Origin of the sequence: Hafnia sp. HMSC23F03, from assembly GCF_001816025.1 — a bacterium.
GTDB lineage: Bacteria > Pseudomonadota > Gammaproteobacteria > Enterobacterales > Enterobacteriaceae > Hafnia > Hafnia paralvei.
Genome location: NZ_KV824231.1, coordinates 36,698 through 50,841, shown reverse-complemented (window position 1 = coordinate 50,841; position 14,144 = coordinate 36,698). Strand labels below are relative to the sequence as shown.

General features: G+C 48.4%; 13 protein-coding genes. 3 read left to right on the top strand and 10 right to left on the bottom strand.

What is annotated here, in order from left to right; genetic code table 11:
• Window positions 1-128 precede the first annotated feature (128 nt).
• Complete coding sequence (gene ygjG / locus HMPREF3091_RS12745) at window positions 129-1,529, top strand: putrescine aminotransferase (RefSeq protein ID WP_035504241.1); 1,401 nt, start codon at window positions 129-131, stop codon at window positions 1,527-1,529.
• A gap of 88 nt (window positions 1,530-1,617) precedes the next feature.
• Here ygjG and zitB read toward each other — a convergent pair whose 3' ends face one another.
• Together zitB and HMPREF3091_RS12735 are read right to left on the bottom strand one after the other, a co-directional pair.
• Complete coding sequence (zitB, locus tag HMPREF3091_RS12740; protein WP_070716267.1) at window positions 1,618-2,580, bottom strand: CDF family zinc transporter ZitB; 963 nt, start codon at window positions 2,578-2,580, stop codon at window positions 1,618-1,620.
• A 111-nt stretch (window positions 2,581-2,691) separates the two neighbouring features.
• On the bottom strand, window positions 2,692-3,204 hold the full coding sequence (locus HMPREF3091_RS12735; RefSeq protein WP_246839995.1) for a CPBP family intramembrane glutamic endopeptidase: 513 nt from the start codon (window positions 3,202-3,204) through the stop codon (window positions 2,692-2,694).
• A 288-nt stretch (window positions 3,205-3,492) separates the two neighbouring features.
• Between HMPREF3091_RS12735 and HMPREF3091_RS22680 the strand changes: the two genes are divergently transcribed.
• Together HMPREF3091_RS22680 and aroG are read left to right on the top strand one after the other, a co-directional pair.
• Window positions 3,493-3,651 (top strand): hypothetical protein, encoded by a 159-nt coding sequence (locus tag HMPREF3091_RS22680; RefSeq protein ID WP_168168189.1) that lies wholly within the window; start codon window positions 3,493-3,495, stop codon window positions 3,649-3,651.
• Between the two features lie 139 nt (window positions 3,652-3,790).
• Window positions 3,791-4,843, top strand: coding sequence for a 3-deoxy-7-phosphoheptulonate synthase AroG (gene aroG / locus HMPREF3091_RS12725; protein WP_004096631.1), 1,053 nt, complete (start codon window positions 3,791-3,793; stop codon window positions 4,841-4,843).
• Window positions 4,844-4,909: 66 nt separating this feature from the next.
• Here aroG and HMPREF3091_RS12720 read toward each other — a convergent pair whose 3' ends face one another.
• The 8 genes from HMPREF3091_RS12720 to HMPREF3091_RS12685 all read right to left on the bottom strand — a co-directional run bounded on the left by HMPREF3091_RS12720 (window position 4,910) and on the right by HMPREF3091_RS12685 (window position 13,944).
• Window positions 4,910-5,332, bottom strand: coding sequence for a Spy/CpxP family protein refolding chaperone (locus tag HMPREF3091_RS12720; RefSeq protein ID WP_004096633.1), 423 nt, complete (start codon window positions 5,330-5,332; stop codon window positions 4,910-4,912).
• A gap of 246 nt (window positions 5,333-5,578) precedes the next feature.
• Complete coding sequence (gene gpmA, locus HMPREF3091_RS12715) at window positions 5,579-6,331, bottom strand: 2,3-diphosphoglycerate-dependent phosphoglycerate mutase (RefSeq protein ID WP_004096635.1); 753 nt, start codon at window positions 6,329-6,331, stop codon at window positions 5,579-5,581.
• A 210-nt stretch (window positions 6,332-6,541) separates the two neighbouring features.
• Window positions 6,542-6,895: a PsiF family protein gene (locus HMPREF3091_RS12710; protein WP_070716262.1), complete on the bottom strand. Its 354-nt coding sequence runs from the start codon at window positions 6,893-6,895 to the stop codon at window positions 6,542-6,544.
• A 243-nt stretch (window positions 6,896-7,138) separates the two neighbouring features.
• Window positions 7,139-10,279, bottom strand: coding sequence for an efflux RND transporter permease subunit (locus tag HMPREF3091_RS12705; protein ID WP_070716261.1), 3,141 nt, complete (start codon window positions 10,277-10,279; stop codon window positions 7,139-7,141).
• Window positions 10,276-11,793, bottom strand: coding sequence for an efflux RND transporter periplasmic adaptor subunit (locus HMPREF3091_RS12700; RefSeq protein ID WP_070716259.1), 1,518 nt, complete (start codon window positions 11,791-11,793; stop codon window positions 10,276-10,278). The genes HMPREF3091_RS12705 and HMPREF3091_RS12700 overlap by 4 nt, the downstream gene beginning before the upstream one ends.
• Window positions 11,790-13,046: a TolC family protein gene (locus HMPREF3091_RS12695; RefSeq protein ID WP_070716256.1), complete on the bottom strand. Its 1,257-nt coding sequence runs from the start codon at window positions 13,044-13,046 to the stop codon at window positions 11,790-11,792. Before HMPREF3091_RS12695 ends, HMPREF3091_RS12700 begins: the two co-directional genes overlap by 4 nt.
• A gap of 12 nt (window positions 13,047-13,058) precedes the next feature.
• A complete protein-coding gene (locus HMPREF3091_RS12690) occupies window positions 13,059-13,430 on the bottom strand; it encodes a copper-binding protein (RefSeq protein ID WP_070716254.1) in 372 nt (123 codons plus the stop codon).
• Window positions 13,431-13,518: 88 nt separating this feature from the next.
• Window positions 13,519-13,944 carry a hypothetical protein gene (locus HMPREF3091_RS12685; RefSeq protein ID WP_008812799.1) on the bottom strand — a complete coding sequence of 142 codons (426 nt, stop codon included), beginning with the start codon at window positions 13,942-13,944 and terminating at the stop codon, window positions 13,519-13,521.
• Window positions 13,945-14,144 lie beyond the last annotated feature (200 nt).

Here is a 14,144-nt window from a genome sequence, read left to right as displayed (position 1 = left end):
AGCGTTAATCCTGTTGGTTCTATTAAATAACTATTTTCTATCGAAATGCAGTGGCGGGCTGCATTTGGTGCAATTTGTGCAATATTTAAACTGACGTCATGTGATGTCGACGAATTCAGGAGCACATTTTGTCTCGAACAAACGTGGTACTTAACCCGCTAGAGTGTACTCAGCAGGCATTGAACTGGATTGAAAAGAAGTCGCTAACGCATGATGAAATGGTGGCTTTGAACAAAGAAGTATTAAGCAATTTTAAGGAGTACGTTAATCCTGGTTTCCTTGAATATCGGAAATCGGTTACGGCAGGCGGGGATTACGGAGCCGTAGAATGGCAAGCGAGTGGCCTTAACACGCTTGTCGACACTCAGGGGAACGAGTATATCGATTGCTTGGGTGGATTCGGTATTTTCAATGTAGGGCACCGTAATCCAAAAGTCATATCCGCCGTAGAAAGTCAGATGGCAAAACAGCCTCTGCACAGCCAAGAACTCCTTGATCCACTGCGTTCTATGTTGGCGAAAACGCTGGCTGCCATTACGCCGGGCGATCTCAAATATACTTTCTTCTGCAATAGCGGAACGGAGTCTGTTGAGGCTGCGCTGAAACTGGCGAAGGCTTACCAATCTCCGCATGGAAAATATACCTTTGTCGCAGCGACTGGCGCATTCCATGGTAAATCCTTGGGCGCACTGTCGGCTACCGCGAAATCTATTTTCCGTCGTCCTTTCATGCCACTGCTGCCAGGCTTCCACCATGTTCCTTTTGGGGATATAGAGGCATTGCGCACTCAGTTGCACGAATGCAAGAAGACCGGTGATGATGTGGCCGCAGTACTGCTGGAGCCGATTCAAGGCGAAGGTGGGGTCATTTTGCCACCGAAAGGCTATCTACCTGCTGTTCGAGCTCTTTGTGACGAATACGGTGCTTTGCTGATTTTCGATGAAGTACAAACGGGTATGGGGCGCACTGGCAAGATGTTTGCCTGTGAACATGAGAATGTTACTCCTGATATTCTATGTCTGGCGAAAGCACTGGGCGGCGGCGTTATGCCAATCGGCGCTACGGTGGCGACAGAAAAGGTATTCTCGGTTCTGTTTGATAATCCTTTCCTGCATACCACTACCTTCGGCGGCAACCCTTTGTCCTGTGCAGCGGCGCTTGCAACCTTCAACGTAATACTCACGGAGAATCTGCCCGCTAAGGCCACCGAACGTGGTCAGCAATTGATGGATGGATTCCGTCGTCTGGCGGCGCAATATCCTGAGTTTATAATGGAAGTTCGCGGTCAGGGGTTGATGCAGGCCATTGAGTTTGTGAAGAGTGAAGTAGGCTATTCGTTCTCACGAGAAATGTTCCAGCGCAATGTTTTAGTTGCAGGAACGCTCAATAACTCAAAATCGATTCGTATTGAGCCACCGTTAACGATTACGGCTGACCAATGTAAGCAAGTGCTGACTCGCGCTGAGGAAGCGTTAAAGGCGATGCGAGCATTGAGTCCCACCCATCAACCAACGATGAGTGTGGCCTGATAGGGATGATATAACGCTAAAAAGGGAGTCTCACACTATGATGAGGCTCCCTTTTTCTTTGCAATTGAATTAGCGAGTAACTGCTTACTTATCCGTTATGTTCGTGCGTATGACCGTGAGAGTGGCTATGCCCAGATGGCATTTTCACGTGGGTCATAAGGTCGCAATCATGTTCTTCGCAGCCGTTAAACTCCATCTGAATGGTCGCATGTCCAATCTGATAGTGCTCAGCGAGATAATGTTGGATCTGATCTAACAGCCCATCGTGGTCGTGAGGTGGAATAACACGTACGTGCAAGGTCATCAGACGTTGTTCGCCTATTTGCCAGATATGCACATGGTGAACATTGCGGACTTCGGGAAATTCACGACATAAATCGCGTTGTAATTGTGGGACATCAACATCTTCAGGCGTACCTTCTAGCAATTCATTCGTACTCTCTTTCAGCAAGCCCCAAGCGCTGTGTAAAACCAGACAGGAAACGACGACGGAAAGGATTGGGTCAATCGGCGTCCATCCGGTCCACATGATAACTAATGCCGCCACAATCGCGCCGACAGAGCCCAATAAATCGCCCATTACATGCAGCGCTGCGGCACGTACGTTGATATTTTTCTCTTCAGAACCGTGATGCAGCAGCCAGAAGGAGAGAATGTTGGCCAGTAAACCGGCAACCGCAATGACCAACATAGTTCCACCCATCACGGGCTCGGGCGACATAAAACGCTTTACCGCTTCCCATACAATGATGAAAACAATGACTACAAGTGCTGCTGCGTTAATGAAAGCGGCAAGCGTTGTGAAACGTAAGAAACCGAATGAGTGTCTCAGGGTGGGAGAGCGAGTGGCAAAGCGCACCGCCATGACCGCAACGAAGAGGGCTGCGGTGTCGGTGAGCATGTGACCTGCGTCGGCGAGTAAGGCCAGCGAGCCTGAAATGAGGCCGCCGATAACTTCGACGACCATAAATATCGCGGTGACGGCTAGCGCCAGTATCAAGCGTTTACTATCGCTGCCTTGAGTCGAATGAGAATGTTGATGAGCTGACATCTTTTGTCCTTAATGCACTTCAGATTTTAACTATAGTTTAAGCATAGGACGGGTGATACGGAACATTCTCCGATGTTTTTTACCTAAAAGTGCGTCAAAAATATTTTCCATCTATCGATATAATATAAACAATAGCGTTGCAAATGAATTGAAAATAAAATGCAGCAGCATAGGAAGTAGTAATCCATTTTTGTATATTCTTGCATAGCATAATATGACAGAAAAAGTGAATAACTCGATGAAGGTTGTCGGAGAGCTATATTGAGTATGCATGAGACTGAATAAAATCGATGTTAATACGATTCCGTATATTTTTGCTTTAGGTCCCCACAGAAGAAAAGTATTTAGCAGAAAGCCGCGAAATACGATCTCCTCATAGATTGGGGCTAAAAAACAAACGCAAACAGAAAATAGGAAAAAAGATAAGTTTGAATAAGTCGTAATCGATTCAATCCATGCTTCTGGTTTGTCATAAAAGGCAGATATTACCCTTAGAATAATGAGTGCTGTTATAAAAAATAGTGTGCTTTTGGTATCGATGCTGCCTTTTTTTATATCTTTATAGTGAATGGAGTATTTTCTTATGGCAATATATGACAAAGGAAGCCAAAGTGCAAAACTCATAAATGAAATAAGATATCCACTTTGATAGAGTTCTTTATAATTATTAAGAAAGAGTGCGATATAAGAAATGAAATACCAAAGAATAAAAATGCTAAAGCATATAAAAGATTGTATTATTTTATCAAGTGTCTTGCTGTCCATTGCACGATGTTTCTCTATGAGGTTTGTATCTGATTATAAATGCGGCTGGGAAAACTAAGCAAGTATCCAACCTTAAATCATGGCTAAATTATAAATTAATAATTCCATCAAAAATAATAATTATGAATGGGTGTACTAAAAGTCTTTGTGCAACTGATTGCTCGTAACCGAATGAAACTATTTTATGCTGAAAAGATTTTTATGTCAGACACAAATTTTGTTGTTGGAAGTGCTTTTACTCAAGCTGTTCAATATCCAATTATGCTGATTAATGTGTTTAAAATCATCATCAATGGTGGCTCATGATGAAGAGGTGGCTGTGGCTAGCTGGCTAGGGTGGGCTTAAATCAAGAAATTGTTGAACAAAGGCCGTTTACAATCGCTGCGTAAAACGGCTAGATTGGAGATTCGTCTATTAATCCCCTTCGACACCAACGGAATAGTTATGAATTACCAGAACGATGATTTACGTATTAAAGAAATTAAGGAACTCCTGCCACCTGTTGCCCTGCTAGAAAAATTTCCGGCTACAGTGTTTGCAGCAGAGACGGTGTCGCAATCTCGCGGTGCAATTCATCAGATCCTCAAAGGTAAAGACGATCGTTTGTTGGTGATTATCGGTCCATGTTCTATTCATGATGTTGAAGCCGCCAAAGAGTACGCTCAGCGTTTGCTTAGCCTGCGCCAAGAGTTGAACGGTGAGCTTGAAATCGTGATGCGAGTTTACTTTGAAAAGCCGCGTACTACGGTAGGGTGGAAGGGGCTTATCAACGACCCACATATGGATAGCAGCTATCAGATTAATGATGGGCTACGTATCGCACGTAAGCTGTTACTCGATATCAATGATATTGGCTTACCGACTGCGGGCGAGTTCCTCGATATGATCACGCCACAGTATCTGGCTGATTTGATGAGCTGGGGCGCAATCGGTGCACGTACCACCGAATCTCAGGTCCATCGAGAGCTGGCTTCTGGCCTCTCCTGTCCAGTCGGGTTCAAGAATGGCACCGATGGTACAATTAAAGTTGCTATAGATGCGATTAACGCAGCAAGCGCCGCGCATTGTTTCTTATCAGTCACCAAGTGGGGTCATTCGGCTATCGTGAATACTAGCGGTAATGGTGATTGCCACATTATTTTACGTGGTGGTAAAGAGCCAAACTATAGCGCCGCCCACGTGCAGGAAGTAAAGGCAGGGCTGAAGAAAGCTGGCTTGGCCGAGCAGATCATGATTGATTTCAGCCACGCGAACAGTAGCAAGCAGTTTAAAAAACAGCTTGAAGTTTGTACCGATGTTTGCGACCAGATTAAAGCGGGCGACAAAGCGATCATGGGCGTGATGATTGAAAGCCATCTCGAAGAGGGAAACCAGAATCTGGAAGGCTCTGAGCCACTGGTTTATGGCAAAAGTGTTACCGATGCCTGCATTGGTTGGAACGATACTGAAACGGTGCTGCGTCAACTGGCTCAGGCTGTTAAAGTGCGTCGTGGCTAAATGCCCTTCATGACGATAAAAGCCCACGCTGTGGGCTTTTTACTAAATAAAATCTGATAACTGTGGTTATTGTTGCTGTTCCATTTCCTGAGCCAAATCGCTTTTGACCTGCGCTTTCTGTTCTGGTGTTAATACTTTGCTCAGATTAAAGAAATACTGCATACGATAGTAGCGTGCTTGCTCTTGTGCTTTACCAAATGCGGCGATTTGTTTTTTAACTGCAGCTTCGTCCCATTTCCCTGAATCAATAATATTAATCAGCAGACCATTCTGGATATCTTTAGTATCAATAGATGCCATTTTTTTATCGGTTTCGGCACGAAGGGTCTTAATCTTCTCAACCTGAGAGGGGGTTAAATGCAGGTGCTGAATCATCGGATCTTGCTGTGCTTCCGGTTGCGAGTTTCCGCCAGTGTTACTTGATGCCAATGCTAAGCTAGAAAAAACGAGCGCGGATACTGCAATTGCGGTTTTAGAAAATTTGTTCATTGATATAATTCCAAGTGTGGTCGAAAAAGAGAGTAGGCAATACTGTAATATATTAACAAGTTTGTGTTGTAATGAATTGTGTTAACTCGTAAATAGCCTAGCGTTAATGAGTTGTTCAAATTATGAATTTATCAAGTCCATCATTATGGTGAATGCGCTTATTTAAATTTAATCTGAATGGCTAAATAATAGCAGACAATAAAAAAGCGCCATGAGGCGCTTTTTTATTGTCCAGAAAAGGCGAGATTATTTCGCTTTACCCTGATTTGCAACGGCAGCAGCTTTAGCGGCAATCTCAGCGGCATCACCAAGATAATAACGCTTTAATGGTTTCAGATTTTCATCAAACTCATACACCAACGGCACGCCGGTAGGGATATTAAGCTCAAGAATTTCATCTTCGCTTAGGTTATCTAAATATTTCACCAGCGCACGCAGTGAGTTGCCATGTGCAGCGATAATCACACGTTCGCCGCTGGCGATGCGTGGCTTAATCACATCGGTCCAGTAAGGGATCACTCGGTCTATCGTGGTGGCCAAGCTTTCAGTCACTGGCAATTCTTGCTCGCTCAGTTTAGCGTAGCGCGGATCGTGCCCAGGATAGCGCTCATCTTCTTTCGTCAATTCTGGTGGTGTGACCGCAAAACCACGGCGCCACAGTTTCACTTGTTCATCGCCATATTTTTGGGCAGTTTCGGCTTTGTTTAAACCTTGCAAAGCACCGTAATGACGTTCATTCAATTTCCATGATTTCTCAACCGGCAGCCACTGTTGCTCTAGCTCATCAAGTACGTTCCACAGCGTGTGAATGGCGCGTTTCAGCACAGATGTGTAAGCGAAGTCAAAGGAGAAGCCCTGTTCTTTTAAAAGCTTACCTGCAGATTTTGCCTCTGCACGCCCTTTGTCAGACAGCTCTACGTCAGTCCAGCCAGTAAAGCGGTTTTCTTTGTTCCACTCGCTTTCACCGTGTCGTACCAAAACTAATTTCGTTACAGCCATGGGGAAACTCCTTAGAGTAATTTGTTAAATGATAACTATTATCATTATATTGCCATCATCGGGCAAACAGCAATAGCTGAGTTTAAACATAGCTAATTTCGGGAGGGATGGGTATGCACAAAAAGTTATTGATGGAATAGAGAAACAAAGGAGAAACAGTGAAAACGCCTCGCGAATGATGCCCACTAAAAGTGCGAGGCGTTTTGGGCATTATTTTTTCTTCAAGCAATCGCTCATGAAGGTTTGACGTTCGCCTTCTTTGAAGGTTTTGGTTTTCGCTTCGGCGTTACAGGTTTTCATTTTTTGTTGCTGAGGCGTCAGGGTGGTTGCGGTAGGGTTGGTTTCGGCTTTTAAGCAAGTGCTCATAAAGTTTTTTCGAGCATCGCCGCTCAGGGATTGGCTGCTCGCTTGCTGGCTACAGTCAGTCATTTTCTTTTGCTGGGCGAGCTGTTTCGCTGATGGGGCTTTAACTGCTTTACTCTCCTTGGATGCAGGATCGGCAGCCAGAGCACTACCAGCCAGCAGTAGACCTGCCATTAAAGGGAGAACTTTGCGCATAAACATAGATGATTCCTTATTTTTGCCGTCGTTTTGTTGCTTTAGATTAATTATTGCTGAGACATACAGCTACGTAATAAGCGTAGATGGCAATTCAAAGAAAAGGAATGAGACTTTTATAAAAGTGTCTTGAAAACAGTGAGAAACGGATAAATCTCAGGGGAATATAGTCGTCTTACATTCCTAATTCAGTTGGTAGAAACAAAAAAGCACTGCCGTTTAAGGCAGTGCTTCGACGAGTGAGAACCATCAGTTTTTAGGTGGCTGTTCCGCTTTGGCTGGGTGTAGCAATAAATATACCGCAGGGATCACCAGCATTGAGAGCAGAGGTGCGCTGACCATACCGCCAATCATCGGGGCTGCAATTCGTTGCATGACCTCAGAGCCCGTGCCGCCGCCCCACATTATAGGCAGTAAACCCGCCATAATCGTGGCTACCGTCATCACTTTTGGCCGTACTCGCAGCACGGCTCCTTCGTGTAACGCCGCCAACATTTGTCGATGAGTTAATGGCTGGTCACCTTGCTGATGTTTTGCAACGGCATGATTGAGATAAAGCAGCATAATTACCCCAAACTCGGCTGACACACCTGCCAAAGCGATAAAGCCCACGGCACCGGCAACCGACAGGTTATAACCTAGCAGATAAAGCAACCATACGCCGCCGATTAGGGCGAAGGGCAGGGTGCACATGATCAGCAGGGCATCACGGATCTTGCCAAAGGTGATGTAGAGCAGGACAAAGATGATCATCAACGTAAGCGGTAATACCATTTGCAGCTTGGCACTGGCGCGTTCCATATACTCAAATTGTCCAGACCAGCTTAACGAAACGCCTTCAGGCAATTTCACCTGTTCTGCTACCACGCTCTGCATTTCTTCGACTGCTGACTTCAGATCGCGGCCACGGAGGTCAACGTACACCCAATCAGAAAGACGCGCGTTTTCGCTTTTCAACATAGGTGGCCCTTCGCTAATACGAACCTGAGCTAAATCCCCCAGCGCGACCTGAGCCCCGCTCGCGGTAACCACCGGTAACGCCTTCAGTTTCTCAACGGAATCGCGAATTTCACGTGGGTAGCGGATATTGATGGGGAAACGTTCTCGTCCTTCGATAGTTTCGCCAATATTTTCACCGCCGATAACGCTTGATACCAACGATTGCAGTTCTTTGACGGTCACTCCGTAGCGAGCTGCTGCGATACGATTAATATCAATATCGATATAGCGCCCGCCGGTCATGCGCTCAGCCAGCGCAGACGTAACGCCGGGTACCTTTTGTACTACGCGTTCAATCTGTTCGGCGACGTCCCCAATCTGCTGTAGATTATTACCGTTAACCTTGATACCCACGGGGCTTTTTATGCCGGTAGATAGCATATCCAGACGGTTACGAATTGGAGGCACCCAGACATTGGCAATCCCCGGTACCTGAACGCGAGCGTCGAGTTCGGCAATCAGCTTGTCCATGGTCATGCCTTCGCGCCACTGTTCGCGAGGTTTAAAGCGAATGGTTGTTTCCAGCATGGTGAGCGGGGCGGGATCGGTGGCGCTCTCCGCGCGGCCAGCTTTACCAAAGACGCTTTCGACTTCGGGTACGGTTTTGATTAAGCGATCGGTCAGTTGTAACAGGCGGCTGGCTTCACGGGCAGAAATACCGGGCAGCGATGAAGGCATGTACAACAAATCACCTTCGTCGAGTGATGGCATAAACTCACTGCCTAATCGACTTAGCGGATACGCAGTGGCTAACAGCAATGCGGCGGCTATCACCAACGTGGTTTTAGGGCGCGCCAGCACCCAATCTAATAAAGGATGATAGGCTTTAATCAGCCAACGGTTGATTGGATTCGCATTTTCATCAGGGATTTTTCCTCGAATGAAATAGCCCATCAGAACGGGCACGAGAGTAATACCTAAACCCGCGGATACCGCCATGGCATACGTTTTTGTGAAGGCGAGTGGAGAGAACATTTTTCCCTCCTGCGCTTCCAGAGCGAATACTGGAATAAACGACAAAGTAATAATCAGTAAACTGCAAAACAGCGCGGGGCCCACTTCGACGGCGGCTTTTTCGGCAATTTGCCAATACTCCGCATTGCTTGGCGTGCGATTTTCATTCTCGTGTCGCCACTGCTCGAGCACCTTATGCATGTTTTCGATCATCACGATCGCGGCATCGACCATAGCCCCAATGGCGATCGCGATACCTCCCAGCGACATGATATTAGCGTTCACCCCCTGATAATGCATGATGACGAACGCTCCCAAAATCCCTAACGGCAGACTGATAATGGCCACCAATGCCGAACGGAAATGGAACAGGAATAGCGCACAAATTACGGCAACCACGATGAACTCTTCCAGCAATTTATGCGACAGGGTTTCAATGGCGCGTTCAATGAGCTGAGAGCGATCGTAGGTTGTTACGATTTTCACGCCGGGAGGCAGACTTTTTTGCAACTCCTGCAGTTTGTCTTTGACGGCATTGATGGTTTCAAGGGCGTTTTTACCCGAGCGCATCACGATGATCCCACCCGCGACCTCACCTTCACCGTTGAGTTCGGCTACGCCACGGCGCATCTCCGGCCCTAAACGTAATGTTGCGACGTCAGATAGCATCACTGGCACGCCGTTACGGTTAGCGATGACGACGTTACGGAAGTCGTCTAGCGATTGCAGGTAACCAGAGGTTCGCACCATATATTCCGCTTCGCCCAGTTCGAGAACCGAACCGCCGCCTTCCTGATTCGCGGATTTAATCGCGGTGGAGATTTGCTCATGGGTAACGTTAAGCGCGCGCATTTTTTCCGGCTGTAAGACAACCTGATACTGACGAACCATCCCGCCAACGCTGGCAACTTCGGAAACGTTAGGCACCGTTTTTAGCTCATATTTCAGCGTCCAGTCCTGCAATGCCCGCAAATCGGCTAGGCTATATTTTCCTGTGGTATCGGTTAGCGCATATTCATAAACCCAGCCCACCCCAGTGGCATCGGGGCCTAATGATGCCTTGGCCTCTGGGGGCAGCGTAGACTGCGCCTGACTCAGGTACTCCAACACGCGTGAGCGTGCCCAGTAAGGGTCAGTGCCGTCATCAAACAGCACATAAACGTAAGAGTCGCCAAACATGGAAAAACCGCGTACGGTTTTAGCTCCGGGCACAGAGAGCATGGTGGTCGTGAGCTGATAGGTCACTAGATTTTCAACCACCTGTGGTGCTTTGCCTGGGTAGCTAACGCGAATAATGACCTGCGTATCTGAGAGATCGGGCAGAGCATCCAGCGGTGCTTTCTGTACTGCCCACAACCCCCACACCGCTAGGCCGATAGCCGCGAGCAGCACCAGCAGGCGATTTTTGAGCGACCAGCGTATTACGGAGGCGATCATGATTGGCCTCCCGACATGTCCATTTTCATCTCTGCTGGCATGATGTGGCGGATAACAATGCCATTTTCATCCATGCTGAAGCTGAAGTTGATATGGGAGCCGATTTGCACGCCTTCGGGCAGTTTTCCTTCTGGCAAGGTGAAGTCCATGGTCATGGGACCCCATTTCAGGGCGGGTATAGCTTCATGGCTGATGGTCACATTTTCGCCATCCACCGCTTTAATCACGCCGGTTGTCGTGTACTGGGGGGTTTGTGATATTTCGGCTGATGTCGTATCTGTAGCGGGTTTGTCATCACTAAATTGAGGCAACGCGTTACGTAGACTGGCTTCGGAGTCGAGCATGAACTGGCCAGAGGTCACGACAGATTGCCCGTCAGTGATGCCATCCTTGATTTCAACCCACTCACCCTGTGATTCACCGGTACGCACGGCAACCGGCGTAAAGTGCCCATTGCCGTCGCTTAGCAGTAGGTGAGTATTTTCACCGGTAGTAATGAGTGCAGACTGTGGAACGGCCAATGCGCTGCGTTCACGGCTGCTGACGCTGGCAACGTTTAAATACATGCCGGGTTTTAATTGCTGCTTAGGATTGCTGAGTTCAATGCGCGCTTTTAGATTACGGGTAGTTGCATCAAGTTCGGGCAACAGCTCGCTAACGCGTCCAGAGAAACTAACGCCCGGCCATGCGCTGCTGGTGGCCGTGACGCTATCGCCCAAGCGAAGTCTATCGGCCTGTGACTGCGGGTAATCAATGACAACCCATACCGGATCGAGACTGGCGAGTTCAAATAGTGGTTGAGCGGTTGCAACCTGCTGCCCTTCACGAACTTCTAGCTTGGAAACATAGCCTCTGCGCGGAGCCGTAATCGTCATGCGAGGTTGTACTTTGCCGCTGCGTTCTACCGCACGGATAACGCTTTCAGGCATAAACTGCAGTGCTAAACGTTGGCGAGCAGCCTGAGTGAGCGCGCTATCACCCATTGCTCGGATCGCCAGATATTCTTGCTGAGCGCTGCTCCAACTCGGATTCCAGATGACGGCTAACGTTTCACCAGCCTTAACGCTTTGCTGCAAGGCTCTCACTTTTAACTGCTCGATAACTCCCGCGCTGGGAGCGGAGAGAGTGCTTAACGTGCGCTCATTGACCGCGACGGTGCCATAGGCTTTCAAATTACTGGTAAACGTATGGCGTTCGGCAACGGCAGTTTTTATGCCTAGATTTTGCTGCTGACGTGCACTGATGCTGACGCCATTGTCGGATTCTTGTCCTGACTCATTGGCGTAACGCGGCACCAGCTCCATATCCATAAACGGGGATTTTCCTGGCTTATCGAATCGCTGGCCAGGAACCATGGGATCGTACCAATACAGCACTTTCCGCCCATCGTCTGAAGCCTGTTTAGTCGGCTCTAATTCATTAGAACTGTGGGATTGTGAGCCTAGCGTATAGCCTCCCCAGCCCGCGATGAACAAGGCAGCAACAATAGCGCTTAACGTAAATTTATTTTTCATAGTGCAGCCCCTTGCGGAATGAGATAGCGGATTGAGGCCCAGATTTTGGCCATTTCACGTTCTGCAGCCACGGAGGCTAATTCGCTTTCCAAGAGGTCGCGTCGACCACTCATCACTTCGGCTAAGGAACTGCTACCTGTGCGGTATTGGGCTTCTAGCAGACGAATTTTTTGTTGCTGTAGCGGTACGACTTCTTGCTGTTGGCGCTGCCAACGGCTTTGCGCCGCCTGATATTGAGCAATGAGAGTATCTAGCTGAGCGCGATGATCTCGCTGAATGAGCGTGAGCTGATCGTTAGCCTCCATGCTGCGAGACACATCAGCGGCATAGTCTTTATCCTGACGTTTGGATTTAAACAGCGGCAGATCGACGGTAAACATAACGCCGGCCATGTCCTCATAATCATCCCCACGTTTAGCGTAATAGACCTCTACTCCCACATCGGGCACGGCGGCGAGCGCAGTTTGCTCCGATCGGGCATGTGCGACGTCTGATTCACGTTTGGCCTGTAGCACTTCGGGATGGCGGTCGATGGCTTGAATGAGCACATCACGATCGGCTGGCAAGCGTTGATAGCGGGGCAGAGAACCCGCCGTGCGAACGTCGCTTTCGCCCGTTAGCTGCATCAGGCGTGCCTGCGCGACCTGTACATCGCGGCTGGCATCGGTGACCCGATCTTGCATCGCGGCTAAGGTGAGTTTGGCGTCAATGGCACTGCTCGGTGCGCTACCGTTGGCGACGCTAGCATTTTGCAGTGGGAGTTGGCGTTGCCCTTCGCTGACCAGTTTTTTGGCTTGCTCTTCGCTACGCTGAGCTAATGCTAAATCGAGCCATGCTTGTGCGGTGTCTCGCTGTAGCTGAGCTTGAATGGCAAGCGAATTAGCCGCTGTTTTAGCCGCTTCTGCGCGCAGGGTATCGGCTTTACGCTCTCGTTTTTCGCTGCTGACGTAGTCTTGCATAATGCCAACGCGCTGCATGGTCATCCCTTCACGCGTTAATCGTCGTCCGTTATCCCCGCCAACGGGGACGTTTTCGATACCAAACTTTAATTTTGGATCGGGAAGTTGAGTGGCAGAGTCAGCCATGTTTTCCAGTGCATTAACCTGATGCTGGTTAGCCGAGAGCGCTGCCGAGTATTTTTGGGCGGCATTCAGGGCTTCATCCAAGCTCAGGTTTGCCGCTTGAGAAGCGGCAGGCAGGAAAAACATCGCCGCCAGCCACGCCGCAATACGGCGCTGCTTTCGGTTTTGCATGATGTTTCCCCGTTACTGAACTGGACGGATTTCAGTTAATTGATAACCAGATTCGGTTTGAATAAAGCTGAAATTCACCTTGCTATCTGGTTCGACAGGCTTAATGGCGGAGGTGGACGGCAGAGAAAATGTCATGGTCATCGCTGGCCAATGCAGTGCTGGGATAGGAGCATGGGTTAGCGAGACGCCGTTCTCTTGGCTCCAGCTTTTCACGGTGCCAGAAGAATGATAGACGGTAGCGTTAGTGTCATGATGCTGCATGCCGTCATGCATATTGCTCATGTCATGATGTTGGGTATTGGCAAGCAGCGGTGTAGACAGTGTCAGTGCAGACAGAACAGCGGTTGTCACGCATAGGGCGCGGATATTGATGATATAAGACATAAAAATAACTCCTGTAAAAAAGACGAAAACCCGCTGTGCGTTGGTAAAAACAGCACAGCAAAACCAGATTGAGGTTTTACGTCAGGAGTTATTCTCTAAAGCGACAAAAGCGTATTTCGGCTGGAGGGCCGATGGAAGGGGGCTGACGCCATTCGACATCGGCAGGTAGCTCAACGGCAGCAAGATCTATCGCCGCGATTTCAGTACTCACGGGGATTGCATGTAGCGTTAACTGCGCTTCAGCATGATCTTGCTTCATGCTGTCCGGAGAACAGTGCTTCTCGCACATGGTTTCCGATACTTGCATGTGATGCGCCACTACGGCAGGGGCACCTTGCATATGGGTCACATGCTGGATCATCGGTGCCGGGCCATCGACATTCATATTGCATTGGTGACCCGCAATAGCCAACTGCGCATTCAGTAACGCCCAACAAGCAACTAACACAGTCGCCCACACGTTTCTCACGCGTAGGTTATGCATTCGTTGCTGAAGTTTGCTGCTGATAGACATGGAAATGGTCAGTCACTCAAAAATAATCGGCTTCCAGTGTAGCGTTTAGCGCCAAGTGTGAACAAGGGCTGGTGGGTAAAGAACTGTCAGGAGGGGATGTTTTTTAAAATCAGTAGGTTGATTTAACTTTTTTGTTACTGATGGGTAACTTTTAAGGGCGTTGTGGTGAAAGGTTTCGTACGCCTAAAGCATCGAATATC

Coding starts and splice junctions, on each gene's coding strand:
- zitB (WP_070716267.1), bottom strand. CDS start 2,580: ATGTCAGCTCATCAACATTCTCATTCGACTCAAGGCAGCGATAGTAAA.
- HMPREF3091_RS12735 (WP_246839995.1), bottom strand. CDS start 3,204: ATGAGTTTTGCACTTTGGCTTCCTTTGTCATATATTGCCATAAGAAAA.
- aroG (WP_004096631.1), top strand. CDS start 3,791: ATGAATTACCAGAACGATGATTTACGTATTAAAGAAATTAAGGAACTC.
- HMPREF3091_RS12720 (WP_004096633.1), bottom strand. CDS start 5,332: ATGAACAAATTTTCTAAAACCGCAATTGCAGTATCCGCGCTCGTTTTT.
- gpmA (WP_004096635.1), bottom strand. CDS start 6,331: ATGGCTGTAACGAAATTAGTTTTGGTACGACACGGTGAAAGCGAGTGG.
- HMPREF3091_RS12710 (WP_070716262.1), bottom strand. CDS start 6,895: ATGTTTATGCGCAAAGTTCTCCCTTTAATGGCAGGTCTACTGCTGGCT.
- HMPREF3091_RS12705 (WP_070716261.1), bottom strand. CDS start 10,279: ATGATCGCCTCCGTAATACGCTGGTCGCTCAAAAATCGCCTGCTGGTG.
- HMPREF3091_RS12700 (WP_070716259.1), bottom strand. CDS start 11,793: ATGAAAAATAAATTTACGTTAAGCGCTATTGTTGCTGCCTTGTTCATC.
- HMPREF3091_RS12695 (WP_070716256.1), bottom strand. CDS start 13,046: ATGCAAAACCGAAAGCAGCGCCGTATTGCGGCGTGGCTGGCGGCGATG.
- HMPREF3091_RS12690 (WP_070716254.1), bottom strand. CDS start 13,430: ATGTCTTATATCATCAATATCCGCGCCCTATGCGTGACAACCGCTGTT.
- HMPREF3091_RS12685 (WP_008812799.1), bottom strand. CDS start 13,944: ATGTCTATCAGCAGCAAACTTCAGCAACGAATGCATAACCTACGCGTG.